General features: G+C 40.5%; 25 protein-coding genes. 13 read left to right on the forward strand and 12 right to left on the reverse strand.

What is annotated here, in order from left to right:
• Positions 1 to 56 precede the first annotated feature (56 nt).
• Together AC0VZ5_RS08070 and AC0VZ5_RS08075 are read right to left on the reverse strand one after the other, a co-directional pair.
• Positions 57 to 527: a PIN domain-containing protein gene (locus tag AC0VZ5_RS08070; RefSeq protein ID WP_475472294.1), complete on the reverse strand. Its 471-nt coding sequence runs from the start codon at positions 525 to 527 to the stop codon at positions 57 to 59.
• Positions 528 to 661: 134 nt separating this feature from the next.
• On the reverse strand, positions 662 to 1,351 hold the full coding sequence (locus AC0VZ5_RS08075) for a DUF4145 domain-containing protein (protein ID WP_475472296.1): 690 nt from the start codon (positions 1,349 to 1,351) through the stop codon (positions 662 to 664).
• Positions 1,352 to 1,728: 377 nt separating this feature from the next.
• On the opposite strand from AC0VZ5_RS08075, the gene gloA reads away from it, so the two are divergent.
• Positions 1,729 to 2,256 carry a lactoylglutathione lyase gene (gene gloA, locus AC0VZ5_RS08080; RefSeq protein WP_076918687.1) on the forward strand — a complete coding sequence of 176 codons (528 nt, stop codon included), beginning with the start codon at positions 1,729 to 1,731 and terminating at the stop codon, positions 2,254 to 2,256.
• Positions 2,257 to 2,328: 72 nt separating this feature from the next.
• Here the strand turns inward: gloA and htpX are convergent, their stop codons facing one another.
• The 6 genes from htpX to bioB form a co-directional block, all read right to left on the reverse strand.
• Entirely contained in the window at positions 2,329 to 3,192 is an 864-nt protein-coding gene (htpX, locus tag AC0VZ5_RS08085; protein WP_475472298.1) for a protease HtpX, read from the reverse strand.
• A gap of 252 nt (positions 3,193 to 3,444) precedes the next feature.
• Positions 3,445 to 5,022, reverse strand: coding sequence for an FAD-dependent oxidoreductase (locus AC0VZ5_RS08090; protein ID WP_475472299.1), 1,578 nt, complete (start codon positions 5,020 to 5,022; stop codon positions 3,445 to 3,447).
• Positions 5,023 to 5,178: 156 nt separating this feature from the next.
• The gene (gene bioD, locus AC0VZ5_RS08095; RefSeq protein WP_464708689.1) at positions 5,179 to 5,862 is read right to left on the reverse strand and encodes a dethiobiotin synthase; all 684 of its coding nucleotides are present in this window, start codon (positions 5,860 to 5,862) and stop codon (positions 5,179 to 5,181) included.
• 10 nt (positions 5,863 to 5,872) lie between these two features.
• Positions 5,873 to 6,706, reverse strand: a complete 834-nt coding sequence (locus AC0VZ5_RS08100; protein ID WP_475472301.1) for a methyltransferase domain-containing protein — start codon at positions 6,704 to 6,706, stop codon at positions 5,873 to 5,875.
• Positions 6,703 to 7,857: an aminotransferase class I/II-fold pyridoxal phosphate-dependent enzyme gene (locus tag AC0VZ5_RS08105; RefSeq protein WP_475472302.1), complete on the reverse strand. Its 1,155-nt coding sequence runs from the start codon at positions 7,855 to 7,857 to the stop codon at positions 6,703 to 6,705. Before AC0VZ5_RS08105 ends, AC0VZ5_RS08100 begins: the two co-directional genes overlap by 4 nt.
• 14 nt (positions 7,858 to 7,871) lie before the next feature.
• Entirely contained in the window at positions 7,872 to 8,912 is a 1,041-nt protein-coding gene (gene bioB, locus AC0VZ5_RS08110) for a biotin synthase BioB (protein ID WP_475472304.1), read from the reverse strand.
• A gap of 95 nt (positions 8,913 to 9,007) precedes the next feature.
• Between bioB and bioA the strand changes: the two genes are divergently transcribed.
• From bioA to AC0VZ5_RS08140, 6 genes are all read left to right on the forward strand, one after another.
• A complete protein-coding gene (gene bioA, locus AC0VZ5_RS08115) occupies positions 9,008 to 10,309 on the forward strand; it encodes an adenosylmethionine--8-amino-7-oxononanoate transaminase (RefSeq protein WP_475472305.1) in 1,302 nt (433 codons plus the stop codon).
• 179 nt (positions 10,310 to 10,488) lie between these two features.
• Positions 10,489 to 11,301 (forward strand): hypothetical protein, encoded by an 813-nt coding sequence (locus AC0VZ5_RS08120; RefSeq protein ID WP_475472307.1) that lies wholly within the window; start codon positions 10,489 to 10,491, stop codon positions 11,299 to 11,301.
• Entirely contained in the window at positions 11,302 to 12,342 is a 1,041-nt protein-coding gene (locus AC0VZ5_RS08125) for a substrate-binding domain-containing protein (RefSeq protein ID WP_475472308.1), read from the forward strand.
• On the forward strand, positions 12,342 to 13,841 hold the full coding sequence (locus AC0VZ5_RS08130; protein ID WP_131691064.1) for an ABC transporter permease: 1,500 nt from the start codon (positions 12,342 to 12,344) through the stop codon (positions 13,839 to 13,841). The genes AC0VZ5_RS08125 and AC0VZ5_RS08130 overlap by 1 nt, the downstream gene beginning before the upstream one ends.
• Positions 13,842 to 13,854: 13 nt before the next feature.
• Positions 13,855 to 14,865: an ABC transporter ATP-binding protein gene (locus tag AC0VZ5_RS08135; RefSeq protein ID WP_475472310.1), complete on the forward strand. Its 1,011-nt coding sequence runs from the start codon at positions 13,855 to 13,857 to the stop codon at positions 14,863 to 14,865.
• A 30-nt stretch (positions 14,866 to 14,895) separates the two neighbouring features.
• A complete protein-coding gene (locus AC0VZ5_RS08140; protein ID WP_475472311.1) occupies positions 14,896 to 15,525 on the forward strand; it encodes a Vat family streptogramin A O-acetyltransferase in 630 nt (209 codons plus the stop codon).
• 3 nt (positions 15,526 to 15,528) lie between these two features.
• On the opposite strand, the gene AC0VZ5_RS08145 is transcribed toward AC0VZ5_RS08140, so the two are convergent.
• The gene (locus AC0VZ5_RS08145; protein ID WP_008113825.1) at positions 15,529 to 15,963 is read right to left on the reverse strand and encodes an ATP-binding protein; all 435 of its coding nucleotides are present in this window, start codon (positions 15,961 to 15,963) and stop codon (positions 15,529 to 15,531) included.
• 286 nt (positions 15,964 to 16,249) lie between these two features.
• Here AC0VZ5_RS08145 and asnS point away from each other — a divergent pair, with 286 nt between their 5' ends.
• Entirely contained in the window at positions 16,250 to 17,647 is a 1,398-nt protein-coding gene (asnS, locus tag AC0VZ5_RS08150; protein WP_008113822.1) for an asparagine--tRNA ligase, read from the forward strand.
• Between the two features lie 126 nt (positions 17,648 to 17,773).
• On the opposite strand, the gene AC0VZ5_RS08155 is transcribed toward asnS, so the two are convergent.
• The 3 genes from AC0VZ5_RS08155 to AC0VZ5_RS08165 form a co-directional block, all read right to left on the reverse strand.
• Positions 17,774 to 18,853 (reverse strand): acyltransferase family protein, encoded by a 1,080-nt coding sequence (locus tag AC0VZ5_RS08155; RefSeq protein WP_475472314.1) that lies wholly within the window; start codon positions 18,851 to 18,853, stop codon positions 17,774 to 17,776.
• A 185-nt stretch (positions 18,854 to 19,038) separates the two neighbouring features.
• Positions 19,039 to 19,965 carry an electron transfer flavoprotein subunit alpha/FixB family protein gene (locus AC0VZ5_RS08160; RefSeq protein WP_464708681.1) on the reverse strand — a complete coding sequence of 309 codons (927 nt, stop codon included), beginning with the start codon at positions 19,963 to 19,965 and terminating at the stop codon, positions 19,039 to 19,041.
• Positions 19,966 to 20,715, reverse strand: a complete 750-nt coding sequence (locus tag AC0VZ5_RS08165; RefSeq protein ID WP_008113816.1) for an electron transfer flavoprotein subunit beta/FixA family protein — start codon at positions 20,713 to 20,715, stop codon at positions 19,966 to 19,968.
• Between the two features lie 220 nt (positions 20,716 to 20,935).
• Between AC0VZ5_RS08165 and AC0VZ5_RS08170 the strand changes: the two genes are divergently transcribed.
• From AC0VZ5_RS08170 to AC0VZ5_RS08190, 5 genes are all read left to right on the forward strand, one after another.
• Entirely contained in the window at positions 20,936 to 22,582 is a 1,647-nt protein-coding gene (locus tag AC0VZ5_RS08170) for an electron transfer flavoprotein-ubiquinone oxidoreductase (RefSeq protein ID WP_475472316.1), read from the forward strand.
• Between the two features lie 101 nt (positions 22,583 to 22,683).
• A complete protein-coding gene (locus AC0VZ5_RS08175) occupies positions 22,684 to 23,148 on the forward strand; it encodes an acyl-CoA thioesterase (RefSeq protein WP_008113812.1) in 465 nt (154 codons plus the stop codon).
• Positions 23,149 to 23,393: 245 nt separating this feature from the next.
• Positions 23,394 to 23,963: an outer membrane beta-barrel protein gene (locus AC0VZ5_RS08180; RefSeq protein WP_475472317.1), complete on the forward strand. Its 570-nt coding sequence runs from the start codon at positions 23,394 to 23,396 to the stop codon at positions 23,961 to 23,963.
• Positions 23,964 to 24,128: 165 nt separating this feature from the next.
• Positions 24,129 to 24,833: a tRNA (N6-threonylcarbamoyladenosine(37)-N6)-methyltransferase TrmO gene (gene tsaA, locus AC0VZ5_RS08185; protein WP_475472319.1), complete on the forward strand. Its 705-nt coding sequence runs from the start codon at positions 24,129 to 24,131 to the stop codon at positions 24,831 to 24,833.
• 129 nt (positions 24,834 to 24,962) lie between these two features.
• Entirely contained in the window at positions 24,963 to 26,687 is a 1,725-nt protein-coding gene (locus tag AC0VZ5_RS08190; protein ID WP_475472321.1) for a proline--tRNA ligase, read from the forward strand.
• The last annotated feature ends 38 nt before the right edge of the window (positions 26,688 to 26,725 follow it).

A 26,725-nucleotide genomic window follows, 5' to 3' on the forward strand; every position in this document is an offset into this window, starting at 1 on the left:
GAGGAACGAACGTCAGCCAAGCGTTAGACGTGCACACCTTAAACTGCTTGTTAGGGTTACTTTTCAAATAACTCTCTATATTTTGCACTGTAACAACTTTCATTAAGATCTATAACTTTTACATGTTTTGAGGCATGTAATGCTAGTTTTCTGTCCATTGTAACTAAGCAAGCATCTTCAACTTTGGCAATACACGCGAATACTAAATCTGCGCCATACAGTTTATCAAAGCCATCAATAGTAAATAATTCATGAGCTTTATCTACTAAATTACTATCAACATCATACAGTTTAGAGTTTTCATTCAGTAAATAGAACTCTCTTAACATTGAACTGCCTTTACGATGTAATTTTGATAACGTCGCTGCGACTTCAAATACAGCTAAAGTAGGGAAAATATTTAAGTGTTCAATGTCAATACAGCCATCAGCAAGATCTTTAAATAAGCTATATCCAGGAGAGTAACCTTGCTCATTGGGCTCTCTTATATTTACTATTGCAGATGTATCCCAAACGAATTTTTGCACCGAACTCTCCTGTAACTCTATCGCCTAAATAACAGGCTAAAAATAGTGGGCTAAAATGGAGCGAAGCGAACAGCCCGCTATTTTTAGTCCTTGTTGATTTTCTTGTTATACAGCAACAGCTCGGTATATAAAAATTAAACACCTGCAATATGTGATTCAAGATCTTTAATATTGGTAGGTAATTCATAAATATATTCGAAAAGGTATTCCAATAGATCTATCATGGCTTTTGCTACTTCTTCATTTGGCTCTTTACTCTCATCAAAATGTGCACCTAAATTCCCACCTTTTCTGATAAGATGCGCCAAATTGTTTAGAGGCTCGACCCAATCTACAGAGCCTTTAGCAGCTTCAATTGCACTTGCTAAATTCTTTTTTCGTTCGCCTTCAGGAAGTAAGTAATAAAATATTCCTTCTAGTGTTCTCCTACAACCTACCGCCGTAGCTATATAGTTTTTTGAATTATAGGAAACTAGTGAAGACTCATATGCTATTTGTAATTGCTCAGGAATATATTTTGTATAGTCTTTTTTTGCACGTATTGAGCTCATTTCTGGATACATATAGAGGTTATCTAAATCAGTAACCTCGTCGGCTTTTGATTTAGGCCCCATACAGTAAAAATTTGCATCATGGTCACAAGAAGGACAAGGCGAAGAAAAATTAAAAGCCTTACGGAATTGCATGTCATTAAGAGGGTTTTCTAATTTAAAAATTACTTGTTCTGAGCATTCAGGACAATGTGTTTTGATTGAAAACGGCAAATAGTATTGATTTCCATACCAATGCCACCTTTTAACTGAGCTTAATGATAGTTTTTGCACGATAGTTCCTTTGATGCCTAACAATTTTGTCTACGACAACTGTCGTTTTATAAACCGAAAAATGTCCATATATTACATTGCATTTATCTTAACCCTCAAATAAACACCTGTAAACAACTAGTTAACTACAGCTCATACTTCATAAATGCAGAGATACCCCAAAATGGTGGAGATCAGTATTATTGGACAAAACACCACTACTGTATAAATAAACAGTATCGCTAAATATGCCATTTTTCGCTTATAAAACATTCAGCTCACTGGCTGGTAATTTAGCTAGGTGGTTTTAATTTTTGCCGCTGTTGATTATGATGTTCGTATTCCCTGCCTTTTTAAATCCATTAAGGTTTTTCAGTCATTTTAATAAGGATTATCTCATGTCTAGCTATAACGAATCTCCAGAGCAAATTGCACAGGCCACTGAGGGCTATGTGATGCAGCAAACTATGTTGCGTATTAAAGATCCAAAACCGTCGCTGGCATTTTATGAAAATGTATTGGGTATGAAGCTGTTAGGAAAGTACGACTTTCCTGGTATGGAGTTTACCTTGTACTTTTTAGGCTATGAGCAAGATATGCCTAAAGGCGATGATAAAGAAAAAACACAGTGGGTGTTTCGCCGCCCTGCGCTGATTGAACTTACCCATAACTGGGGCACTGAAAACGACGACAGCTTTAGCGGTTATCACAGTGGTAATGAAGAACCAAAAGGGTTTGGCCATATTGGGATTAGCGTGCCCGATGTATATGCAGCGTGTGAGCGCTTTGCTAAATACGATGTGGAGTTTGTAAAACAGCCAGATGGTGGTTCAATGAAAGGCCTTGCCTTTATTAAAGACCCAGACGGTTACTGGATTGAAATACTCTCACCAGAGGGCATCACAGACATTATTCAATCGCAATAAAAACTATTAAACATAAAAAAGCCTGCAAATGCAGGCTTTTTGTTTACAAGTACTGTGAAAAACTTGAATTTTTTAACGACGTAGTGCGTCTATACGTGCATCAAGCGGTGGGTGAGATGAAAACAACTCAGCCATGCCTTTACCACTGGCAATACCAAAGGCCATCATTGAGCCTTCTAATTGCGATGGGTGGTTTTGCTTTAATCGCTCAAGGGCTGAACGCATTTTGTCTGCGCCTACTAACTGAGCTGCACCGTTATCGGCTGCAAATTCACGCTTGCGGCTGTAATGGGCAACCACCACACTGGCTAATACACCAAATAATACTTGGAATAACATATCGAATAAGAAGTAAGTCCAGCTGCTGCCGCCCTCTTCTTCATCGCTATTTATAAAATTATCTACAATGCCCGCCAGCACTTTTGCGGCAAAAATAACAAAGGTATTAACCACGCCTTGAATAAGCGTTAGCGTTACCATGTCGCCATTAGCCACGTGCGATACTTCGTGCGCAAGCACTGCCTCGGCTTGATCTTGAGTCATGTTGTGTAATAAACCCGTACTTACCGCCACCAGCGAGTTATTTTTACTCGGGCCGGTTGCAAAAGCGTTCATTTCTGGGCTGTCGTAAATAGCCACTTCAGGCATATTAATACCGGCTTTTTTAGCTTGCGCGGCAACCGTGTTCACTAACCACTGCTCGGTTTCGTTACTTGGTTTTGTAATAACCTGCGCACCGGTTGATTTTTTCGCCATCCATTTCGACATATACAAAGAAATAAACGACCCACCAAAACCAAATACAGCAGCTATTAATAAAATACCACCCAGGCTACGATGGCTTAAGCCCAGCGCACTCATTATGATTGAAAGCACAACACCTAATACCAACATAACCGCTAAGTTAGTTAATAAAAACAAAAATACACGTTTCATACATGGTCTCCAAAAATAACATTTATTGCTGAGCGATTTCTTTTTGTTGATCGGCTATAGCAATCACCGCGTTATGACACACTATGTCATAACGTCAACGCTATTCTGTGACAAACTATGTCATAACGCAAGGGATATTTTTAAAGTTTTATATATATTTAATTAAGTTAAACTTTTTAGGATTTTTTCTGTTCAACAGTAAAAACTCACTTATAAAAATAATATAATTCAATAAGTTATTCCATTTTTATACTATACGCTTTTATATAAACCGTGATTAACATTTGCCATATCTGTGGGGAAGCCTCGCTCTTTTGCAAGTACTTGTGCAATTTTGCTTATATTTTCATTACAACTGTTCTCAAGGTAGGCCCATTGGTGATGCTTACGGTGGTTATTACTGTCGTGTTCTGTGCAAATTAAACCAAGCTTTACAAATTCAGCTACTATTTCGTCAGCAGCGATCAAAGTTGATGACGCTTTTACATTTTCGGCTCGTGCGTAGCTAATATGCGAATATAAACTTACGTCGGCAACGCGCAAGGTGTCGTCTTCGCCTGGGATCTGTTGGCCGCCAAACAAGGCATTGTTTTGCGTATTAGCGTTTTTAAATGCTGGTACAAACTCAGCTACATAATCAATCGCTTTTTGACCACGTGCTTTTAGCACCTGCTGATCCCAACCATTATTTATATAATTTAAGTACTTAGTAGGCAGTTGTGGCTGTGCCGTTTGCTCAGCTGTATCTGCTAGGCCATCGTTAAACAAGGTAATTGAGTTAGTCATACCATGAATTTGATAAAAGCCATTAGGGTACGGCGTTAATTGTGCCATGCCCTCGGGGGTGCCTCGGTTACCATAAATAATAATCTCGGGTATTTGCCCGCCAGCGCCTTTCCAGTGTGCAATGTATGAGGCTTTAAATTCGACCATACGCTTGGGCTTTACGCCTACCATGTCATCAACAATACCGGTTTGAAAGCCACAGGCGTTTATAAGGTAATCTACTTCTGCTGTTTGGGTCGTGTTGCTTTGGTTGTTTTGGTTACTTTGGTTGCTTTGGTATTTAATTTTCCATTTTGGAGTTTGATTGTTAGCACTACTTTGCTCAACTTTGCTGACTTGCTTTACCTCTGTGCTGGTAAGAACGTTAGCGTGTTCGTACTGGGCAAGCGCAAGCTGCGCACTTGCTGATAATCTAAATATATTCCAACCGTATTCTTGAACAACAATAAGTGGGTATTTTACTTTGTTTAAGTTTAAATGCTTAGCAACGGGGATCATCCACTCATCTAGCGTTTTAGGCTCAGTAACCTGCTCTTTTTTACTCAAGGTTATCATTTGCTCATGGCTATAAAGCTGATAGTAATTATCAGGCTCGCCAAGAACTTTATTATTATGATCTTGTTCAATTAAGTCTTTATATGCGTTAGTAAGCTTGTCTAACCTTGGCAGTAAATCATCCGGTGAATCATCATCACGCGTTGGCACAGCAAATATAGTTGGGCGTACATCTATGCTGTAAGGATATAGTCGTAAAATATCAATACATTGTTTAAGTAAATCTATACAGTCTTGATCTGGAATTTCACGGTATAAATTACCACCGGCGTGCAGATGACACATAGGAGGGCCGTCAATAAGTGACTTTTTTTTCTCAAATATAGTCGTTTTTATGCCCAATGCCGCAAGGCGAATCGCAATTGTTGCCCCTGCAGTTCCCCCACCTAAAATACCTACATGGGTTTTAGGCAGAGCACTTTTTGCTAGATCTGATTCGGCCTTAACCTGCGTATTATAAGCGTAGTTCTTAATAAATGGGTGGGTCATGGTATTTGTTATTTCCTTAGTAACAATAGCACTGTGTAATTAGCGTTATATATGCATACAAGGTGTGTATTTCAAGGCGCTAAACATATTTATTAAACCGGTGTATTTAATATATAAACTGCTTTGTATATTTATAAAATTACAAAGCAGTATAGTTTAGGCATTTATAGCAAGTGCAGTAAGCAGGGTTTTATAAATTTGTAATTTAGGGGTTTGCTCGGTATAGGGGCTTATAGCAAGCAACGGGAATGGTAAACGTGTTTTAAGCGAATCTAGATTTGCTTGGTATTCATCCATAGTGGCATCAACTTGGTTAGCAATCCAACCAATGCAATTAACACCCATACTTTGCATATGTGCTGCAGTGAGTAATGCATGATTTATACAGCCTAGTTTCATCCCTACCACTAATATTACCGGCAGTTGCTCTGCTTTTACCCAGTCGTATAAATATTCGTTATTATTAATTGGCAATGCCCAGCCGCCCGCACCTTCTGTTAGCAGGTAGTCTGCACCTTGTTGCTTCACATTTTTATAAGCGGTACGAAGCTTTTCAACACTTAGGGTTACTCCTACTTGCTCTGCTGCAATGTGCGGAGCTATGGCGGGCTCAAAAGCGAACGGATTAATAATGTCGTATTTAGCGCTCACAGTCGCGCTTTCCATTAGCATTAAAGCATCGGCATTCACAAGCTGTTCAAACGCAAGTTCACACCCTGATGCAATCGGTTTAAAGCCTATTGCGCGCTGTTTATGTTGAGCGAGTAACTTTAATAGCAAACTAGTTACGTGGGTTTTACCAGCGTCGGTATCGGTACCGGTAATAAAAAATTGCTGCATTGCCTTACCTTTAAATTTTTGCTTTTTCTAATGATAACAATACCACATGGTAAGATACATGGGCTTGGTTGTTTATAAGCGGATACGCCGCACATACTTTTTGTAGCGCCGATTTAGTTAATAAACCAGGGCGTTGGCTTGCTTTATTTTGCGAAGTTGCCCCAATGGCTTTAATTGAACTAATCGCTTTAAGCGGGCTTGTAAACTCATCAGTATAAATAACCTCTGTCGCGCTATTAATAATAAACCCTGCCTTTTTGACCGATTGGTTTATATTATCGCTACTTAAAAAGTTATTAATGTGGCTATGCGAATCGAGCGTGGCAAACGCCGTTTTTATTTCATGTAGTGAGCCTTCAACCACCGTACTTATGTACGCCTGCCCGCCAGGCTTTAAAGCTGAATGTAATGAATACATTAGCATTTCAAAATTAGCCGACCACTGCATCGCAAAATTACTAAATACCACATCAATACTATTTTGTTGAAATGGTAAGTTATCCATGTCGGCGCAAATACGCGGTGCGGTTACTGCACTATTTTTAAGCATGGTAAGGCTTAAATCCATGGCAATTACCTGTTTGTATATTCCTTGTAACGCTTGGGTATTCACTAACGGCCCTGCGCCTAAATCAACACAGTGTTTGTGCTTTGTGCTCGCATCAAGCTTAATGAGTTTAATTAAATCGATTGCAGCTTGTTTTTGTACATGTGCGTGGGCTACATATTGGTTTGCCGCCGTTGAAAACTTGCGTTGCGTTACCTGCTTTAAACTATTAACAGCTAAACAAGCTAACGGTGACTTTATACGCGAGTTAGCATTTGTAGCGTGTGCGCTTATCATGCAATGGCCTTTTTTAAACAGTTTACCAATGTTGTAATATCTTGCTCGGTATGGGCGGCGGTTAAGGTAATGCGTAGCCTTGAGGTATTATGCAGCACCGTGGGCGGACGAATAGCGGTTAGCCAAATCCCCTGCTGTTTGAGCTGCTCACAGGCTTTTAAGGTCTGTTCGGCACACCCTAAAACTAGGGGTTGAATGGCAGTGGTCGAATCCATTAAGGCAATTTTGTGTTCATTGGCTAAACGTTTAAATAAAGCAATATTAGCGTTTAATTTTGCACGCTTGTGATTAGCATCACGTATGGTTTTAATTCTTGATAATGTATGCGAAGCAATAAATGGCGACATAGCGGTCGAATAAGTGTAATCGCGGTTAAACTGCAACATGTAATCAATAAATTCACTTGAACCTAATACACACGCCCCGCTACTTGCTAGCGCTTTACCAAAGGTGATCACTAAAATATCTGGTAAATTATCTGCCGCTATAAGTGGCTCACAGCTTCCCAAACCCGATTTTCCCAGTACGCCAAAGCCATGCGCATCGTCTATCATTAACCAGGCGTTATGTGCTTTAGCTAAACTCAGTAACTCAGTTAATGGTGCTTGGTCGCCATCCATCGAGAATACGCCCTCACTCACAATCAATTTATACTTAGCATTGGACTTTTCCAGCCGTGAACGTAAATGATTCATGTCGTTATGGTTAAAGCGTACAAGTGCTGCGTTTGCATGCAGTGCACCGTCGATTAAGCTTGCATGATTGAGTTTATCCTGAAAAATCGCACTTTGCTGAGCAATGGCTTTATCTTGAAATAACGCTTTTATAACACTGCTATTAGCACTAAAGCCCGAATTAAACAGCATGGCATTGTTATAGCCCAACTGAGCACATAAGTATTTTTCGAGCTGTTGCTGCGCACCTTGATAGCCTGTAACTAAAGCAGAGCTATGACTTCCTAAGCTCTGCATGCCATCAAGCAAAGTGGGCTCATCGGCAAAGCCTAGGTAGTCGTTACTGGCAAAGTTAAGATAGCGTTTATTATCAACTATAATTTCACGCGCACTGGCTTGCTCAATAACATAACGCTTGCGGTTGAGCGCGCTTTGCTTGCGCGCTTGTAAATGGCTATTTATAAAATCAAATGACATAGCAATACACAATGTTAAGCAGGATAAAACAATTCTGAACTGGCTTTATCGGCCACTTTAGAAGATAACGACGCAGAAACGGCTTCATCTGAATAGTCTTCGGCTGTTTCAGGGTTCATACCCAGCTTTTTAATTAATTGCATATCGGCATCTGCTTCTGGGTTTTCGGTAGTCAGGAGTTTATCACCATAAAAAATGGAATTAGCACCGGCAAAAAAACACATCGATTGCATTTGCTCATTCATTGCGCTGCGCCCTGCCGATAAACGTACATAGCTATGCGGCATCATAATACGCGCGGTGGCAATAGTACGAATAAACTCAAACTGATCTAAGTCGTCTACGTTTTCAAGCGGTGTCCCTTTTACTTTTACTAGCATATTAATAGGGACGCTTTCTGGTTGCTGCGGCAAATTAGCCAATTGCATTAATAACCCATAACGATCGCTGGGTTGCTCACCCATACCGACAATACCACCAGAACAAACTTTCATACCGGCATCACGCACATGATCAATAGTGTTTAGTCTGTCTGCAAAGGTACGGGTAGATATAATTTGTTCGTAGTATTCAGGTGAGGTATCTAAATTATGGTTATAGTAGTCAAGCCCTGCATCACTCAGCGCATGCGCTTTTTCATTGGTGAGCTTACCTAGGGTCATACAGGTTTCAAGGCCAAGCTCTTTTACTTCTTTAACCATTTTTGAAATGTACGGCATATCACGATCTTTAGGATCTGACCACGCAGCGCCCATACAAAAACGGGTGGCGCCTTTTTGTTTTGCAAGGCGTGCTTGCTCTACTACTTTTTCTACTTCTAGTAAGCGCTCTCGTTCTAGGTCGGTTTTATAATGACCAGACTGCGGGCAATATTTACAATCTTCAGGGCAAGCACCTGTTTTTATTGATAGTAAAGTAGAAATTTGCACCTGATTAGGATTAAAATTAGCACGGTGTACGGTCGCGGCTTTAAAAAGCAGATCGTTAAACGGCATTTCAAATAAGGCTTTAACCTCGCTATGGGTCCAATCGTGACGAACTGTTGCAAGCTCCATAATACTCTCTTTTATTTTTTGCTCTTGGTGTTATTGGCTTAGAATACGTATTGCCGTACCATTGTCAATGAAACCCATATAGCTAAAGTTTACATATGAGCACAAAACATACAATAGACCTTGATTTTGACCGAAATCACATTTGGCACCCTTATACATCAATGACTCAACCAATTCCGGTTTATCCTGTTACACACGCCAATCATAACCTTATCCAATTAGAAACAGGCGAGAAACTCATTGACGGTATGGCCTCTTGGTGGAGCGCAATACATGGCTACAATCATCCCGTTTTAAATAATGCGATGACAGAGCAAATCAATAAAATGAGCCATGTAATGTTTGGCGGCATTACCCATTACAGCGCAGTGGAGCTTTGTAAAAAGCTAGTAGCAATAACGCCCGAGCATTTAAATAAAGTATTTTTAGCCGACAGCGGCTCGGTAAGTGTTGAAGTAGCGATTAAAATGGCGCTGCAGTATTGGTTAAGCCAAGGCATTAATACTAAACAAAAGTTAATGACTCCGTTTAAGGGCTATCATGGCGATACCTTTGCGGCCATGAGTGTGTGCGATCCGGTTAATTCTATGCATAGCTTGTACTCTGGCTTTTTACCTGAGCATGTATTTGTACCTGCACCTGTTAGCCAATTTCATGACGAGTTTAATCAAGCCGAGGCGGATGAACTAGAACACTATTTTTTAAAACACCACCAGCATGTTGCCGCCTTTATTATTGAACCCATAGTACAAAACGCGGGAGGAATGAACTTTTATCACCCTGAATATTTAGCCTGTGTGCGCAAGTTATGTACTCAATACGATGTATTGCTCATTTGTGATGAAATTGCCACAGGCTTTGGCCGTACAGGTAAAATGTTTGCTGTAGAGCACGCCAATGTACAGCCAGATATACTTTGTATTGGCAAGGCACTCACCGGCGGCACCATGACCTTATCAGCCACGTTAACGACCGACAAAATAGCAATAGGCATTAGCGAAGGTGAAGCCGGTGTTTTGATGCACGGACCTACATTTATGGGCAATCCACTCGCCTGCGCTGTGGCATGTGCCAGTATAGACTTATTGCTTGAACAAGATTGGCAAAAACGAATTTGTGAAGTAAACCAAGCACTTCAACAATTACATCAGTGTGGCTCACTTACTGATGTAGCTAATGTGCGCACTTTAGGTGCAATTGGCGTGGTAGAGCTGACAGATGAGGCCGGAATAGTAGATGTAGCTAAAATACAGGCTTATTTTGTTAGCCAAGGAGTGTGGATACGCCCGTTTGGTAAGTTAATTTACTTAATGCCACCGTATATAAGTGACGATATCAGTATTAAACAGCTTTGCGATGCTATATATAACGCCATAAAGGGTAAACATTACGTATAGATGGTTAATTATTTTAGCCACTAAAGTTAAAATTAAATTGATATTTCTATTTAGTTATTATTCCTCTGTAAAGTTTAGTAAATTTAACCCTTTGGCTTGATTTAGTGTGTTGATCTAAGGGATGTTTAGGGATATGATAATGACTATCATTTACAATAACATTTATGGACTCACTTGCTATGAAAATATTACTTAAGCCTGCCAAGACATTAAGTGCAACTTTTTTACTCGCTTCTGCGATTTTTGCACAACCGGCACTTGCTAACGGCCCAATTGGTGAGCATGTTAATCACCTTCAAGCTAATTTAAAAACCTACAACGAAGACGTTGAGTGGATGGTTTCAAAGGTTGATACCCTAGTAAGCGATTACGAGAAAAAAGGCGCTAAAGCAGTTAACACTGATGACTTAATTGAGTACTGGGAATCGGTTAAATTTCACAGCGCCATAGAAACAAATTATGTCCCTGTGTATGCCTCTATTTGGCAAGGTTTGTATGGCATAAAAATGGCTATCGACAACAAAAAACCAGCCTCAGAAGTACGTTTGCAGCAACAAGCATTGAACAATGCTTTATGGCAAGGCCTAGGCGCAGTTAAGTTAGCGGCTCAGTTTCAACAAAAAGGGTTATTAAAAAGCGTTAAAGCCACAGCAACAAAAGAAATGACGCAAAGCGCGACCATTGACGAAATTAAACACAAATTAGACCGAGTGGTTGCTAAATACGCAGAACGTTTAAGCGATGAAGCAACCAGCATAGTTCACGATACTTACCTGCATTTATTTGAAGGCGTTGAAGGCACACTCATTGAGCAAGACGCTAACTTAGTAGAAGTACTTGAAAAAGACTTTAACGTAACCCTACCGCAAACTATTTCAGCTAATAAAACAGTAGACCAAGTACGTGACGTGGTTGTTGATATGCAAACTAAGTTAACCCGTGCACAAGCGCTAATTGAAAAAGCTGAAAAAGCCCGTAAGGATGTATTTTAAGTGGAACGCAGAACCTTTATTCAAGGCTTAGCTGCGTTAGGGATAGCTGGCGCTTTGCCGCTATCTCTTTCACGTGCGTTTGCCGCTGATATTGCCAACCCCGTGTCGGTAGATACATTACCTAAACTTAAAGGCGCATTGACCCTTTATTTAGGGCGTGGTGAAGGTGGCTTATACGAAAACGTTTTACAAGCCATTCAAAAAAAGAACCCGGATTTAGACCTTGCTATTCGACGCGGCCCAACTGCGGCATTGGCTAATACAATTGTTGCCGAAGCTAAAGCGGGTGTTAAACGTGCTGACTTATTTTGGGCTGTAGACTCGGGCGCTATTGGTTTAGTAACCGATGCTGGGCTTGCTAAACCTATGCCTAGTGATTTATCTGCACAGCTACAGCCACAGTTTAGATACGATGAGTGGGCACCTATAACTGGTCGTATACGTACTTTGCCTTTTAATACTGAGCGTTTAACCAAAGAGCAAATTCCAACAAGCATTATGGGAATAGCCGACAGTGATTTAAGTATTGGTTGGGCACCAGCTTATGCTTCTTTTCAATCGTTTGTTACCGCAATGCGAATTTTAGAAGGCGATGATAAAACTGCTAAATGGCTTAAAAAAGTGCAAAAACGCTCAAAAACCTACGCTGGCGAACTCGGTGTAGTAATGGGCGTTGAACGTGGTGAAGTAGATATTGGTTTTGCTAATCACTACTACACGTTACGTTTGAAGTCTGGTAAGCCCGACGCTAAACTTGATCTTGCATTTACAGAGCAAGATGCCGGTTGTTTAGTGAATGCCTCTGGTATTTTATCGCTATCTGACGACCCACTAGCAACTAACTTTATGCGCTATTTACTCAGCGTTGAAGTACAAAGTTATTTAGCGAGTGAAGCGTATGAAATTCCGCTAGTAAATGACATAAAGCAACCTGATGGCTTGCCTAAATTAACCAGTATTTCGCCACCTAAAATAGACTTAACTCAGTTGGCTGACTTACGTCCAACTATTGACTTAATGCGCAGCAGCGGCGTTTTATAATGCGAATACCACCATCTTATCCTATGGCGCTGCTTGCAGCGCTTGTTACCCTTACTCCTATTTTTGTTTTAATAACGCTTGCCAGTGACGCAAGCTCTTTTTTTGATAGCCATAATTTAACCATTTTAGGAAATACCCTGTCGTTAATGGGCTTAACTGTATTAGGCTCAATTTTAATTGGTGTGCCACTGGCGTTTATTAGCGCTTATGTGCAGCTGCCATTTAAAAAGTTTTGGTTAGTAGTATTTGCCGCCCCTTTAGCTATACCAAGTTATATTGGTGCATTTACGCTTTATGCTGCATTTGGCCCTGGTGGTGAAATACATAACTTACTTGGTTTTGAAACCCCTTCTATGTATGGCTTAACTGGCGCCGCCATTGTAATGACCCTGTATACCTTCCCATTTGTAATGATGACAACCCGCTCCTCCCTACTTAGCCTAGATGCGAGCATGGTCAATGCAGCGCGTACATTGGGGATGTCGATGACACAAAGCGTGTTTAAAGTTATTTTGCCCCGTGTTGTAAATGGTATTGCTGCGGGCTCGTTACTCGTTGCCTTATATACGCTATCAGACTTTGGTACACCGGCAATGATGCGTCTAGATACCTTCACTCGCGTTATTTATGTAGAATATAACGCCTTTGAACTGAGCCGTGCGGCTATGCTGTCTATGCAGTTAATGGTGATTGTTGGCTTTTTACTAATGATTGAATCGCAAATTAAAACTGCGTCTGAACGCCAAGGCAGGCCCCTTATTTTATTCCCAAAAAAATGGCAATTAGGCGCGATGTTTGCCACCTTTGCACCAATTTTATTACTTGCTATTGGCTTACCACTCGCAGTATTTACACTTTGGCTAATGCGTGATGGTTTTAGTTCGTTTGATTTTAGTATTGCTTGGCACTCTACTTACGCTTCAGCCATTGCAGCTATTGTTACAGTTATTGTGGCTATTCCTGTAGCGCATGCAGCATTAACTGGAAAAGCAGGTAAAGTAATGGAACGCGTTACTTACTTTGGTTTTGGTATTCCGGGGATTGTTATGGGCACAGCGCTTGTATATGGCGGCTTACAACTGCCATTTTTATATCAAACACTGGGCTTGTTGATCATTGCTTATATGCTACGTTTTTTACCGCTTGCGGTTGGCTCTGTGCGTACCAGCACCGAGCACCTTGATCCAAGCTTAGTAAAATCAGCCCGTGTGTTAGGCGCAAGCCCACGTGAAGCTTTCACACGTATTACTTTACCACTGACTATGCGTGGTATTATTGCAGGGGCCGCTTTAGTCTTTTTAGAGTCGATGCGTGAATTAGAAGCCACACTATTATTGGGTCCAACTGGTTTTGAAACCTTATCTACGTATTTATGGCGTGTTTACGAAGCTGGTTATTTTGGCCGCGCAGCAATACCTGGTTTATTGTTAGTGGTGATTTCGGCGGCGGCTTTAGCTATTATGATGTCTGGCGAGAAACGCAACCAGTTTGAACATTAAGGATTTTATATAAATGCTATCTGTAAGTCAGTTGTCTATAGATTATGGCAGTAATCGTGTTGTTAGTGACTTAAATTTCACTTTAGGTGAAAGCGAAATTTTAATGCTTGTTGGTCCAACAGGTTGTGGTAAAAGTACTATTTTACAAGCCCTAGCTGGGCTTTTACCAATTAGCGAGGGTGAAATTAAAGTTGCTAAATGGACTGCTACACCAAAGCATACTGTAGCCCCTGAAAAACGCAGTGTGGGTATGGTGTTTCAAGACTTTGCGTTGTTTCCCCATTTAACGGTTGAGCAAAATGTGTGTTTTAAACTGAAAGACACAAGCCCTGCCGATCATTGGATAAAGCTACTCGGTTTAGATGCGTTTAGACATAAAAAACCAGCTACACTTTCAGGCGGACAAAAGCAGCGCGTTGCATTAGCGCGCACCCTAGCCCACCAGCCAGACTTTGTATTACTTGATGAACCACTATCAAATTTAGACGCGGCTTTAAAAGACATGCTACGTTGGGATATACGTAATGCGCTTAAAGAAGCCGGCGTACCCGCTATTTGGGTAACGCACGATCAAGAAGAAGCACTTTCGGTGGGCGATCGCGTGGGTGTACTAAAAGGCGGAAAAATACAGCAAATTGATAGCCCAGAGCAATGCTTTAGTGCACCCAATAATCGCTTTGTGGCACGCTTTCTAGGTGAAGCTAGTTTTATAAAAGGAACGCTGAATAACGGCCAAGCACTTACCGATATTGGTAATGTTCCCGCTCATGGTGTTGACTGTGAAAACGGTGAGGTAGAGGTGTTACTTCGTCCAGATGATGTATTATTAGTACAAAGCAGTGTAGGAAATAATGGCGAAGTAATTTGGGTTCGCTTTGAAGGCGGCAGCAGATTATGCGCCATAAAACTAGCCTGTGGTACTGTGGTTACAAGTCGCGTGAGTCATGAAGTAGTGGTAAATCCTGGTGATAACGTACATGTATCGCTTAGTACCTCTCATCCACTGGCGGCATTTAAAAGCTAGCGCTTTATATATTCTACTTTGGAGGAAACTATGAACGGACCAAATCCAAACAATCCATCACCTATGGAAGGGTTTCCTCAAGTAGGTTATTTAAAAAACTTTATCACCTCTGTGAATATAGACGTTGGTGATTATACCTATTACGACGACCCTGATGGCCCTGAAAACTTTGAAAAAAATGTACTTTACCATTTCGATTTTATCGGGGACCGTCTTATCATAGGTAAGTTTTGTGCGATAGCTAAAGACGTTACTTTTATAATGAATGGGGCTAATCATCAAACCTCCGGCTTTTCTACCTATCCATTTTTTATATTTGGTAATGGCTGGGAAAAATCTGCACCTCAACAAGGTGATTTACCTTTTAAGGGAGATACTGAAATAGGTAATGATGTGTGGATAGGTTACAACGCCACCATTATGCCAGGAGTAAAAGTTGGTGATGGTGCCATTATAGCAAGTAAATCTGTGGTAACGTCTGATGTGCCCGCCTATGGCATTGTTGGCGGTAACCCTGCAAAATTGATAAAAAAGCGTTTTGATGATGCGACAATTAATAAACTTCTAGCGATTGCATGGTGGGACTGGAGCAGTGAAAAAATCACCGCTCATTTAGATGCCATTACACACTCTGATATAGACGTATTAGCTAAAATTTAATAATTACCACTCAAACATGTAAGCCATTTTACTAATCGTTTTTAACGGTATGTTATGGCTATTGCGTTTTGCGTATAAGTGTTGCATTGATTTATCTTTCACTTCGCCAACAATCACTTCTTTTACCTGATAGCCTAAAGCAATGGCTGCTTGTGAATAGGCAATAAATTCCCACTTTTTAATATTGGTGTTATCCACTATTACCAGTTCAATGCCTTGTGCTAGGGCATTAATAAAACGCGCCAAGTTTAAATTATGATATTGCGATAATTTAAACTTATCAAAATGGTACTCACCCTGCTCGTTAACAAAGTAATCATCTGTTGAGCAAATAAAATATTGGCTTTCATCTGCACCGGAAAGTTCCTCGGCGAGATTTTGCGCATAATATGACTTACCACTGCCTGGTAGCCCTCGTAAAATAAAAACTTGTTTCATAGCATCCATTTTTTATTAATACGTCAATTCGGTTTATTTACTAATAATGCCACAAATTGATGAAATTTCAGAGCAACAAATGGTAATAGTGGTTATTTAACTGTAAAAATTGGTTAAAAAAACAACGTACCACTAAAAACTTTTAAAGAGTTGCCCACAACAGTTTTTTTATTTTACTTTACTAGGTATTATACAAGGTTCAAGTGCAGTGACCTCAAATGCTAAAAAGCATGAGTAACGCACAGTTAATTTATATAGTTAGGCAACTTATATCATTGGAGTGAAGATGAGCCATTTAGCGATTTCAGAGCTATTAAAAGGCAATGTTGCGGTAGACAGCCAAGTAACCATTAAAGGCTGGATCCGTACACGCCGCGATTCAAAAGCAGGAATATCATTTTTAGCCGTTCATGACGGTTCGTGTTTTGATCCTATTCAAGCGGTAGTTCCTAATTCACTGAATAATTATGATGAAGTTACAAGCTTAACAGCAGGCTGTTCTGTGTCGGTTACCGGTGTATTAGTACAATCAGCAGGACAAGGTCAATCTTTCGAAATTCAAGCTAACTCAGTAACTGTGTTAGGTTGGGTTGAAAACCCAGACACCTACCCAATGTCGGCTAAACGCCACAGCATTGAGTATTTACGTGAACACGCTCACCTTCGCCCTCGCACTAATATGATTGGCGCAGTAACACGTGTCCGTAACTGTTTAGCACAAGCAATCCACCGCTTTTACCATGAGCAAGGGTTTTACTGGATCAGCACCCCAATTATTACTGCAAGTGACTGTGAAGGCGCAGGTGAGATGTTCCGCGTATCAACGCTTGATATGCAAAATCTGCCAATGACGGACAAAGGCGAGATTGATTACAGCGAAGACTTTTTTGGTAAAGAAGCCTTCCTAACGGTATCTGGCCAGCTAAACGGTGAAACATATGCATCAGCTATGTCAAAAATTTACACCTTTGGTCCTACGTTCCGTGCAGAAAATTCAAATACATCTCGCCACTTAGCTGAATTTTGGATGGTAGAGCCAGAAGTTGCGTTTGCTGATTTAGAAGATATCGCAAAACTGGCTGAAAACATGCTTAAGTATGTATTTAAAGCTGTATTAGAAGAGCGCCGTGACGACATGGAATTTTTCGCATTACGTGTTGAAAAAACAGCTATTAGCCGTTTAGAAGAATTTGTTGAAAAAGACTTTGCCCAAGTTGACTACACCGATGCTGTAGAGATTTTAAAAGCGTGTGGCAAGAAATTTGAGTACGACGTTGAATGGGGTGTAGATTTACAGTCTGAGCACGAACGCTACCTAGCTGAAGAACACTTTAAAGCACCGGTTGTTATTAAAAACTACCCGCGTGATATTAAAGCATTCTACATGCGTCAAAATGAAGACGGCAAAACTGTTGCAGCTATGGACGTAGTTGCACCTGGTATTGGTGAGATCATTGGTGGTTCACAACGTGAAGAGCGTCTTGATGTATTAGATGCACGCCTTGAAGAGATGGGCTTAAACAAAGAAGATTACAGCTGGTACCGCGACCTCCGTAAATACGGTAGCGTGCCACACTCTGGCTTTGGTTTAGGTTTTGAGCGTTTAGTTGCTTATGTTACCGGTATGGGTAACGTACGTGATGTTATTGCATTCCCACGTACTAAAGGCAGCGCAACGTACTAAGCTAAGCTTTGTAACGTTAAATAAAAAAACCAACCCGCGGGTTGGTTTTTTATTGTCTGATATATTAATGTGCATAAATACTTGAACAATTTGCCTCCCGCTTAAGGAAGAAAATTGTTATAAATACTAAATCTTTATAAATATTTTTCGTTTATAAAGCATATTCGAAATTACCCAAAAGCCAATAACATGCAATAAAGCAAAGGTGAACGATGCCAATTTAGCGCTCATAACCAATGCGAGTTGCTGATACATCCAGTCCCCCAAGTTTAGCTCGCCAATATTTATCAGTGAATAGCTCAGTACCCACACAGCCGATAATACATATATAAACAGTGGGTTTGATCCATACACAATTAATGGATTAACAAGGCGCTCAGGTTTAACAATGTCGCAAAGCCAAACAAAAAATGCCAACACAATACAGGCAATCCCGGATGTGTAAATAACAAAGCTACTAGTCCAAAGTGATTTATTAATTGGCATCACCATTGAGGTTAATTGCCCAATAACAACTGCAACTACACCAATAACTAACAGCCGTTTAATGCTTGCCCACTGGCAACTTGTGCTCGTTAACAGGCGCGTTACTTCAAAACCAAATAAGACACTCACCACAGCGGGTAACGTGCTGATCAGCCCCTCTGGATCAAATGCGAGCCCTTTACCTTGCCATAAATGCGACTCATCTAGTACGGCAATATCAACCGCTCTAACTAGGTTATGTTCGAGTGTATAAGCGTTTTCAGCGCCAACACTTAACAGTAATAACCAATAAGCAACTAAGGTAATAATCGATAGCGTTAACACCCCTCGCCTATTTAAAAACAACACACAGATAGACGCTAAAATATAGGCTATCCCTATACGTTGCAGTACACCTAATATTCTCAAGTTTTCAATATTGGTAGTAAAGGGATAAATATTTAAAGCTAGACCAATGACAAATATAATTGCTCCACGCTTAACTAGTCTTAATACTTGGCTAGCACTGGCTGCACTGTTCGTTTTTTTGAGCGAAAAAAACATCGCAGAGCCAATAATAAACATAAAAAACGGAAAAATTACATCCGTAGGGGTACAGCCATGCCAATCTGCATGAAGTAAAGGGGCATACACATGGGACCACGACCCCGGCGTGTTTACCAGTATCATTAACGCTATGGTTAGCCCACGCATAGCATCAAGTGCTTTATACCTTGTCATTTTGGCTCCTATTTAATAATTTGTATTGCTACAAATGACAACGCTGTCACTTTGTAGTAAAAAAACTTAAATCGCAAGTAATTTAGATAAGTGGAGTTGTTGAATTAAAAAAGCCGCAGAATCAATAATGAAACGGCGGCTTTAAATCAGAATTTGTTACTTTAGGAGCGGTTTATTGCTGTACTTTATAGTGCTTGCTCTAACTGTGGTAAAACATCAAATAAGTCAGCAACTAAACCGTAATCAGCTACTTGGAATATTGGCGCATCAGGGTCTTTATTAATGGCAACAATAACTTTTGAATCTTTCATACCCGCAAGATGCTGAATGGCACCACTAATACCCACAGCAATATATAAATTAGGCGCGACAATTTTACCTGTTTGCCCTACTTGCATATCGTTAGGCACAAAGCCCGCGTCAACCGCTGCACGTGATGCACCAATAGCGGCACCGAGTTTATCGGCAATGCCATTTAATAATGCAAAATTTTCACCATTTTGCATACCACGACCACCCGAAATAACCACATCTGCAGCCGTTAGCTCTGGACGCTCTGATTCAGTTTGTTCAACACTAACAAAACTGCTTAACTGTGAATCAGAGACTGCATCTACAGCGGTTACATTAGATGGAGCTTGCTCGCCTTGTAAATCAAAGCTACTTGCACGTACTGTGATCACTTTTTTACTATCGAGCGATTTAACCGTTGCAATAGCATTACCCGCGTAAATTGGGCGCTTAAATGTATCTGCGTCAATTACATCAATAATTTCTGAAATTTGCGCTACATCTAATAATGCGGCAACACGCGGCATAAAGTTTTTACCTGTAGTAGTTGCACTTGCCACAACATGGCTGTAACTATCTGCAAGTGATAACACTAGATCTGTCATGCTTTCAGCAAGTTGATGCTCATAAACTGCATTATCAGCAAGTAAAACATTCGCAACACCCTCAATGCTCGCGAGTGACTCACTCATGGCGCCAAGGTTTATGCCTGCTAATAATACATCTACGTCAAAGCCTAATTTTTTAGCGGCATTAATCGTTTTTGAGGTTTCTGGTTTTAAGGCACCGTTATCGTGCTCTGCAATTACAAGAGTTTTCATTTAAATCACCTTTGCCTCTGTTTTAAGTTTTTCTACAAGCTGTGCAACGTCTTCAACAATAATCCCGCCGCTGCGTTTTGCTGGCTCCTCTACACTAACTAATTCAATGCGCGGGGCTAAATCTACACCTAGCGAATCAGCCGCAATAACTTCTAACGGCTTACGTTTGGCTTTCATAATATTAGGTAGCGACGCATAACGTGGCTCATTCAAACGTAAATCGGTGGTGACTATTGCGGGTAAATTAAGTGCAACGGTTTGTAAACCGCCATCAACTTCACGAGTAACATTTACTTTGCCATTTTCAATAACCACTTTAGAAGCAAACGTACCTTGACCACGGTTAGTCAGCGCCGCTAGCATTTGACCTGTTTGATTATTATCAGAATCGATTGACTGTTTTCCTAAAATAACCAGTTCAGGCGATTCTTGTTCAACTACTTTGGCAAGCAATTTTGCTATATGTAAAGACTCTAAATTTTCTTCTGTTTCAACATGAATCGCTTTATCTGCGCCCAAAGCCAGTGCTGTGCGTAATTGTTCTTGAGAGGCTTTAGCGCCAATAGTAACAACAACTACTTCGGTTGCAGTACCCGCTTCTTTTAAACGAATCGCTTCTTCCACAGCAATTTCACAAAATGGGTTCATTGCCATTTTTACGTTAGTTAAATCAACACCGCTGTTGTCAGGTTTAACGCGAGCTTTTACGTTGTAGTCGATCACTCTTTTTATTGGTACGAGAACTTTCATAGGGACTCCATAATTATTTAAACCTATAAGCTAACGTCTACGTCAACCTATTTATTTTATGAAATCAGACTACTTCCTGTTGACGTAAACGTCAACCTAAAATAACCTTAAACTATTCACAACCTGTAACGATTAATTTGCATAACAAAGAAACAGGTTGCTTAGCTTACTTTTTGCCAAATAATGCAAAGGTGAGTCCGTCATAGATAAAGAGGTTATTATGATTGAACGCGAAACCATGGAATTTGATGTTGTAGTTGTAGGGGCAGGTCCTGCGGGGCTTTCAACAGCAATTAAACTCGCGCAGCAAGCACAAGAAAAACAACAAGAGTGCATGATATGTGTAGTTGAAAAAGGCTCAGAAGTTGGCGCACATGTATTATCAGGTGCAGTTTTTGAAACCAAAGCACTTGACGAATTACTGCCAAATTGGCAAGAACTCGGCGCTCCTGTTTCGACTAAAGTGGTAAATGATGAGATTTACTGGTTTAACAACGAACATAAAGCAACCTCAATTCCTCACTTTGCTACACCAAATACATTTCATAACAAAGGTAACTACATTGTTTCTATGGGTAATGTATGTCGCTGGTTAGCAGAGCAAGCGGAAAACCTTGGAGTAGAAATATTTCCAGGCTTTAGTGCGCATTCAGTCATTATTGAAGATGATGTTGTAAAAGGCATCATTACTGGCGATATGGGTGTAGATAAAAATGGCAATGAAAAAGACGGTTACATGCCAGGTATGGAGCTACGCGCTAAGTACACAGTATTTGCTGAGGGCTGTCGCGGTCATTTAGGTAAGCAACTGATCAATCAGTTTGCTTTAGACGATGAAAGTTCACCACAGCATTATGGTTTAGGTTTTAAAGAAATTTGGCAAGTTAATGAATCTAAACATCAATTAGGTAAAGTTGTACACGGAACCGGTTGGCCATTAAGCGGTGACACTGGCGGTGGCGCCTTTATGTATCACAGCGAAAACAACCAAGTGGTTGTGGGGTTAATTGTTGATTTAAATTACTCTAACCCACACTTAAGCCCGTTTGATGAATTTCAACGATTAAAACATCACCCTATTTTCAAAAATACACTTGAAGGTGGAGAACGCATTGCCTATGGCGCACGTGCCATTGCAAAAGGCGGTTTACATTCATTACCAAAAATGCACTTCCCAGGTGGTTTATTAGTGGGTTGTGATGCTGGCACGCTTAATTTTGCAAAAATTAAAGGCAATCATACGGCTATGAAGTCAGGCATGATAGCCGCTGAGGTCATTTTTAATGCGCTACAGAACGATTTAGCTAATAATGATTTAACCCAGTACACCGCTGAGTTTAAAAAGTCATGGGCGTATAAAGAGCTGTATCAGTCTCGTAATTTTGGCCCTGCTATGCATACCTTAGGTAAATTTGCAGGCGGCGCATATAACACGCTTGATCAGAATATATTTAAGGGTGCCCTACCGTTTAGCTTTAAAGATAACGTACCTGACCATGCAACTTTAAAAGACGCTAACCAAGCTGAAAAAATTAACTACCCTAAGCCTGATGGCAAACTCAGTTTTGATAAGCTTTCTTCGGTATTTTTATCTAATACTAATCATGAAGAATCGCAGCCGTGTCACTTAAAACTAAAAGATGCATCAATTCCGATTAACGTTAACTTAGTTAAATTTGACGAGCCAGCACAGCGCTACTGCCCTGCCGGCGTTTACGAAGTACAAGAAGTAGAAGGCGAGCAATCCTTTGTGATCAACGCGCAAAACTGTGTGCATTGTAAAACCTGTGATATTAAAGATCCGAGCCAAAATATTACCTGGGTAACTCCCGAAGGTGCTGGTGGCCCTAACTATCCCAATATGTAACAACCTTTCTATAGAAATTATAAACTTATCCTAAATTGCAGGGGCTTCGGCCCCTTTTTTGCGCTATGCTGTTAAGTAATATGAATGAATGAGAGTGTGTTATGGCGTCGTCGAGTGTAATTTTTCGTTTTTTAGCAGAGCCAACCGATGTAAATTTTGGTGGTAAGGTACATGGCGGTGTGGTCATGAAGTGGATTGACCAAGCGGGTTATGCCTGTGCTGCGGGCTGGAGCGGCCACTACTGTGTAACGGTATCGGTTGCAGGCGTTAAGTTTAGCCGCCCTATCCTAGTTGGCCAAATTGTTGAGGTTGAAGCAAAAATTGCACACACCGGCAAAACCAGCATGCAAATTTTTATTCAAGTTCGCTGTGGCGACCCGAAAACGCAAAACCTAGTTGAAACCAATCACTGTGTTATTAGCTTTGTTGCTATGGATGAAACGGGTTACCCTGTGGCGGTACCAGAATTTAAATCGGTTACCGACGAAGACAAAAAGCTTGAGAACTACGCAATTAAAATGAAACAAATAGCCATTGAAACAGAAAACTTGTTAGATAAAGTTTAATTTAGTTGCTTTTATAGGTATGTAGAAACTACAACAACTTGTAAAAGCTACAATTTTTAATTTTTATGGATTAACTGCACGCTGAACACCTGATTGTTTTGCGTGCCAAAAAAAACAAAACAGCTCAACAAACACACATAAAGGCCAAATATTATGCGAAATAATACTTGGCACGCTCACTGCAATTAGTAAATCGACGTTTGATGAAATAATTCATCGATATTACTTTTTAAAGGAGCTATATAATGATTAAAACACTTTCTCTTTCTGCACTTGCTTTAGCAACACTGGGTTTTAATTCAGCGGCACAAGCTGATGTTACCGACATGGACTCTCCGCGTATTTACACTGGTATTGGTTATGGCCAATATTCATTTCAGTTTGAAGATAGCGAAAACGACACCGACTTTGATGACGACGCGCAAATGTTAAAAGGTTACATTGGTACCCAATTTAATGAACATTTAAGTCTTGAGCTTGCTTATCAAAATTTTGATGAAGTGAGTGATATAGACAGTAAAGCTGAAATTGATGGCGTATCGTTAGCAGCACGTTTTGCAGCGCCGATCACTGAAGACTTTTCTGTTTATGCAAAAGGTGGTTGGTTTGAATGGGATGCAGACGTTACTCAAGAACTACCGGTTGGCAGCATCAGCGCATCTCAAGATGGCGGCGACGTGTTTTATGGTGCAGGTATTGAATATGCATTTACAACCAATATGCAAGTGCGTTTAGAGTATGAGCGTTACGAATTAGAAGATGATATTGATCCAGAAATGGATGTTGCGTCAGTATCATTCCAATACATGTTTTAATAACAGCTCAATTATTTAAACGTTAGGTAAGGCTATTTTTAGCCTTACCTTTTTTATTTCACATTTAAACCTATCAGTCTAAAAATACCCCCCCCAAATTAAGCTAATGCCAGCAACGTCAATAAAAGGTAGAATAACGCTCTATTTTTTCTATAACCGAGCATTATGAGCGATTATCAAATTTCGGCTATTGGCCATATTCAATCTCCGTATAAACAAAAATTTGCCATTCCTAGGCAACCTAGATTAGTACCCGAGGCTAAAGCTAAACTGATTTTTGCCAAAGAATTTAATCGTGAAGAATTTGTTCGCGGATTAGATGAATTTAGCCATATTTGGCTGTTATTTCGTTTTCATGAAACTGCTGATAAAGGCTATTCAGCAATGGTTCGCCCGCCGCGCCTTGGCGGTAATGAGCGTAAAGGCGTGTTTGCTACTAGAGCAACTTTTCGTCCAAATGCCATTGGCATGAGTGCAGTAAAGTTAGAGGGAATTGAGTATAAAAACGGTCAGTTGGCGTTATTGCTCGCCGGTATTGATTTACTTGACGGCACACCCATCGTAGATATAAAACCTTATTTACCCTATTCAGACTCATTACCGAATGCAAGCGCTGGATTTGCTGATACGCGTCCAGAAACACAAATGAGTGTTGAATTTAGCCAGCAAGCTTTAGAATTTATAAATAAACAAAGCCACTACCCTGAGCTACAAGCGTTTATTAGTAATGTGCTAAAACAAGATCCACGCCCTGCCTACAAAAAGCAAAAACAAGGCGTGCAAAGCTATGGTATGAATTTGTATGAATACAACATTACTTGGCAAGTGACTGATTCTCATCATCTGGTTACTCATATTGAGCTCAGTTAAGCTAACTTTAAAGCCCTGCTATGGCTATAAAATTCGATAAAAAATCACTTAGCGCTTTAGTGTCAATGCAACCGCTGGTAAACTGAGCGCCTTAATTAAAAGAACATATCACTCTATTTCGGAAAAAACATGCGTACTAGTCAATATATACTCGCTACACTTAAAGAAACGCCATCCGATGCGGAAATTGTCTCGCATCAATTAATGCTTAGAGCCGGAATGATCCGTCGCGTCGCTTCGGGTTTATACACTTGGCTTCCCTCTGGCTTACGTGTGCTAAGAAAAGTAGAAAACATAGTACGCGAAGAAATGGATAAAGCCGGCGCAATTGAAATGCTTATGCCTGTTATTCAGCCTGCTGATTTATGGGAAGAGTCTGGCCGCTGGAGTGAGTTTGGTCCTGAGTTAATGCGCTTTACCGACCGTCATAATCGTGAATTTGCCATGGGCCCTACCCATGAAGAAGTGATCACCGATTTTGTTCGTAAAGAAATTAACAGCTACAAACAACTACCAATTACTTTGTACCAAGTACAAACTAAAGTACGTGACGAACGTCGCCCACGTTTTGGTGTTATGCGTGCCCGTGAATTTACTATGAAAGATGCCTACTCATTCCATTTAACCGATGAATGTTTAGATGCAACGTATCAAGTAATGCACAAAGCCTACTGTAATATTTTTGAACGTTTAGGCTTAGATTACCGCCCAGTAATTGCAGATACAGGCTCTATTGGCGGTAGTGTATCGCATGAGTTCCATGTACTTGCTGAATCTGGCGAAGACGCCATTGCTTTTAGTGATGCCAGCGACTACGCCGCTAATATTGAAAAAGCCGAAGCATTAGCGCCAACTGAAGCTCGCCCACAAGCAAGCAAAGAGTTAAAAGCATTCCCAACGCCTGATGCTAAAACAATTAATGAGCTTAAAAAACACTATGGCGTAAAACCCCATCGCGGTGTTAAAACATTAGTGGTTTATGGTACTCCTAATGAAGACGGCGTACGCGGGCTTGTTGCATTAGTACTGCGTGGCGATCACGAACTTAATGAACTCAAAGCTGAAAAGCATCCACTGGTTGATTCTCCACTTGAAATGGCAACCGAAGCAGATATTGTTGCTGCCATTGGCGCAAAACCAGGCTCTTTAGGCCCAGTTGGCTTAAACATGCCTATTATTGTTGATAGAACAGCGGATGTAATGGCTGATTTTGTAGCCGGTGCCAACAAAGATGATGAGCACTTTAGTGGCATTAACTGGGATCGCGACGTAACAGGCTACGAAGTTGCTGATATCCGTAATATCGTTGAGGGCGATCCTAGCCCGTGTGGTCAAGGCACGTTGCAAATTAAGCGCGGTATTGAAGTTGGTCATATTTTCCAGCTAGGTACTAAGTACTCAGAAGCATTAAAAGCAGGTGTACTGAGCGAATCAGGTAAAAACCAAATAATGACTATGGGTTGTTACGGAATTGGTGTATCGCGTATTGTTGCTGCAGCTATTGAGCAAAATAACGACCAATACGGTATTACATGGCCTAAAGCTATCGCGCCTTTCGATTTAGCAATTGTGCCAATGAATATGCATAAATCGCATCGTATTCCTGATATTGCTAATAACCTATATCAAGGTTTAAAAGATGCAGGCCTAGATGTGCTATTTGATGACCGTAAAGAGCGCCCTGGTGTTATGTTTAACGACATGGAATTACTTGGTGTACCTTACACTCTTGTCATTGGTGAGCGAAACCTTGATGAGAATAAGGTAGAACTTAAAAACCGTCGCACCGGTGAAAAACTTATGATTGATATTGATAGCGCAATTGAAACTATTAAAGCGCAATTTAAATCATAAATAGTAATCTCATTAAAAAACCGCTGTATGATTTTTTC

Source organism: Pseudoalteromonas sp. QJM3NY_12 (assembly GCF_056173165.1).

What these genes read in the sequence shown, in the direction of transcription:
- AC0VZ5_RS08105 (WP_475472302.1), bottom strand. Translation starts at nt 7,857, where the DNA reads ATGTCATTTGATTTTATAAATAGCCATTTACAAGCGCGCAAGCAAAGC.
- AC0VZ5_RS08175 (WP_008113812.1), top strand. Translation starts at nt 22,684, where the DNA reads ATGGCGTCGTCGAGTGTAATTTTTCGTTTTTTAGCAGAGCCAACCGAT.
- AC0VZ5_RS08100 (WP_475472301.1), bottom strand. Translation starts at nt 6,706, where the DNA reads ATGATAAGCGCACACGCTACAAATGCTAACTCGCGTATAAAGTCACCG.
- bioD (WP_464708689.1), bottom strand. Translation starts at nt 5,862, where the DNA reads ATGCAGCAATTTTTTATTACCGGTACCGATACCGACGCTGGTAAAACC.
- AC0VZ5_RS08140 (WP_475472311.1), top strand. Translation starts at nt 14,896, where the DNA reads ATGAACGGACCAAATCCAAACAATCCATCACCTATGGAAGGGTTTCCT.
- bioB (WP_475472304.1), bottom strand. Translation starts at nt 8,912, where the DNA reads ATGGAGCTTGCAACAGTTCGTCACGATTGGACCCATAGCGAGGTTAAA.
- AC0VZ5_RS08120 (WP_475472307.1), top strand. Translation starts at nt 10,489, where the DNA reads ATGAAAATATTACTTAAGCCTGCCAAGACATTAAGTGCAACTTTTTTA.
- AC0VZ5_RS08180 (WP_475472317.1), top strand. Translation starts at nt 23,394, where the DNA reads ATGATTAAAACACTTTCTCTTTCTGCACTTGCTTTAGCAACACTGGGT.
- htpX (WP_475472298.1), bottom strand. Translation starts at nt 3,192, where the DNA reads ATGAAACGTGTATTTTTGTTTTTATTAACTAACTTAGCGGTTATGTTG.
- AC0VZ5_RS08170 (WP_475472316.1), top strand. Translation starts at nt 20,936, where the DNA reads ATGATTGAACGCGAAACCATGGAATTTGATGTTGTAGTTGTAGGGGCA.
- AC0VZ5_RS08130 (WP_131691064.1), top strand. Translation starts at nt 12,342, where the DNA reads ATGCGAATACCACCATCTTATCCTATGGCGCTGCTTGCAGCGCTTGTT.
- AC0VZ5_RS08090 (WP_475472299.1), bottom strand. Translation starts at nt 5,022, where the DNA reads ATGACCCACCCATTTATTAAGAACTACGCTTATAATACGCAGGTTAAG.
- AC0VZ5_RS08155 (WP_475472314.1), bottom strand. Translation starts at nt 18,853, where the DNA reads ATGACAAGGTATAAAGCACTTGATGCTATGCGTGGGCTAACCATAGCG.
- AC0VZ5_RS08135 (WP_475472310.1), top strand. Translation starts at nt 13,855, where the DNA reads ATGCTATCTGTAAGTCAGTTGTCTATAGATTATGGCAGTAATCGTGTT.
- AC0VZ5_RS08145 (WP_008113825.1), bottom strand. Translation starts at nt 15,963, where the DNA reads ATGAAACAAGTTTTTATTTTACGAGGGCTACCAGGCAGTGGTAAGTCA.
- gloA (WP_076918687.1), top strand. Translation starts at nt 1,729, where the DNA reads ATGTCTAGCTATAACGAATCTCCAGAGCAAATTGCACAGGCCACTGAG.
- tsaA (WP_475472319.1), top strand. Translation starts at nt 24,129, where the DNA reads ATGAGCGATTATCAAATTTCGGCTATTGGCCATATTCAATCTCCGTAT.
- bioA (WP_475472305.1), top strand. Translation starts at nt 9,008, where the DNA reads ATGAGCACAAAACATACAATAGACCTTGATTTTGACCGAAATCACATT.
- asnS (WP_008113822.1), top strand. Translation starts at nt 16,250, where the DNA reads ATGAGCCATTTAGCGATTTCAGAGCTATTAAAAGGCAATGTTGCGGTA.
- AC0VZ5_RS08165 (WP_008113816.1), bottom strand. Translation starts at nt 20,715, where the DNA reads ATGAAAGTTCTCGTACCAATAAAAAGAGTGATCGACTACAACGTAAAA.
- AC0VZ5_RS08190 (WP_475472321.1), top strand. Translation starts at nt 24,963, where the DNA reads ATGCGTACTAGTCAATATATACTCGCTACACTTAAAGAAACGCCATCC.
- AC0VZ5_RS08160 (WP_464708681.1), bottom strand. Translation starts at nt 19,965, where the DNA reads ATGAAAACTCTTGTAATTGCAGAGCACGATAACGGTGCCTTAAAACCA.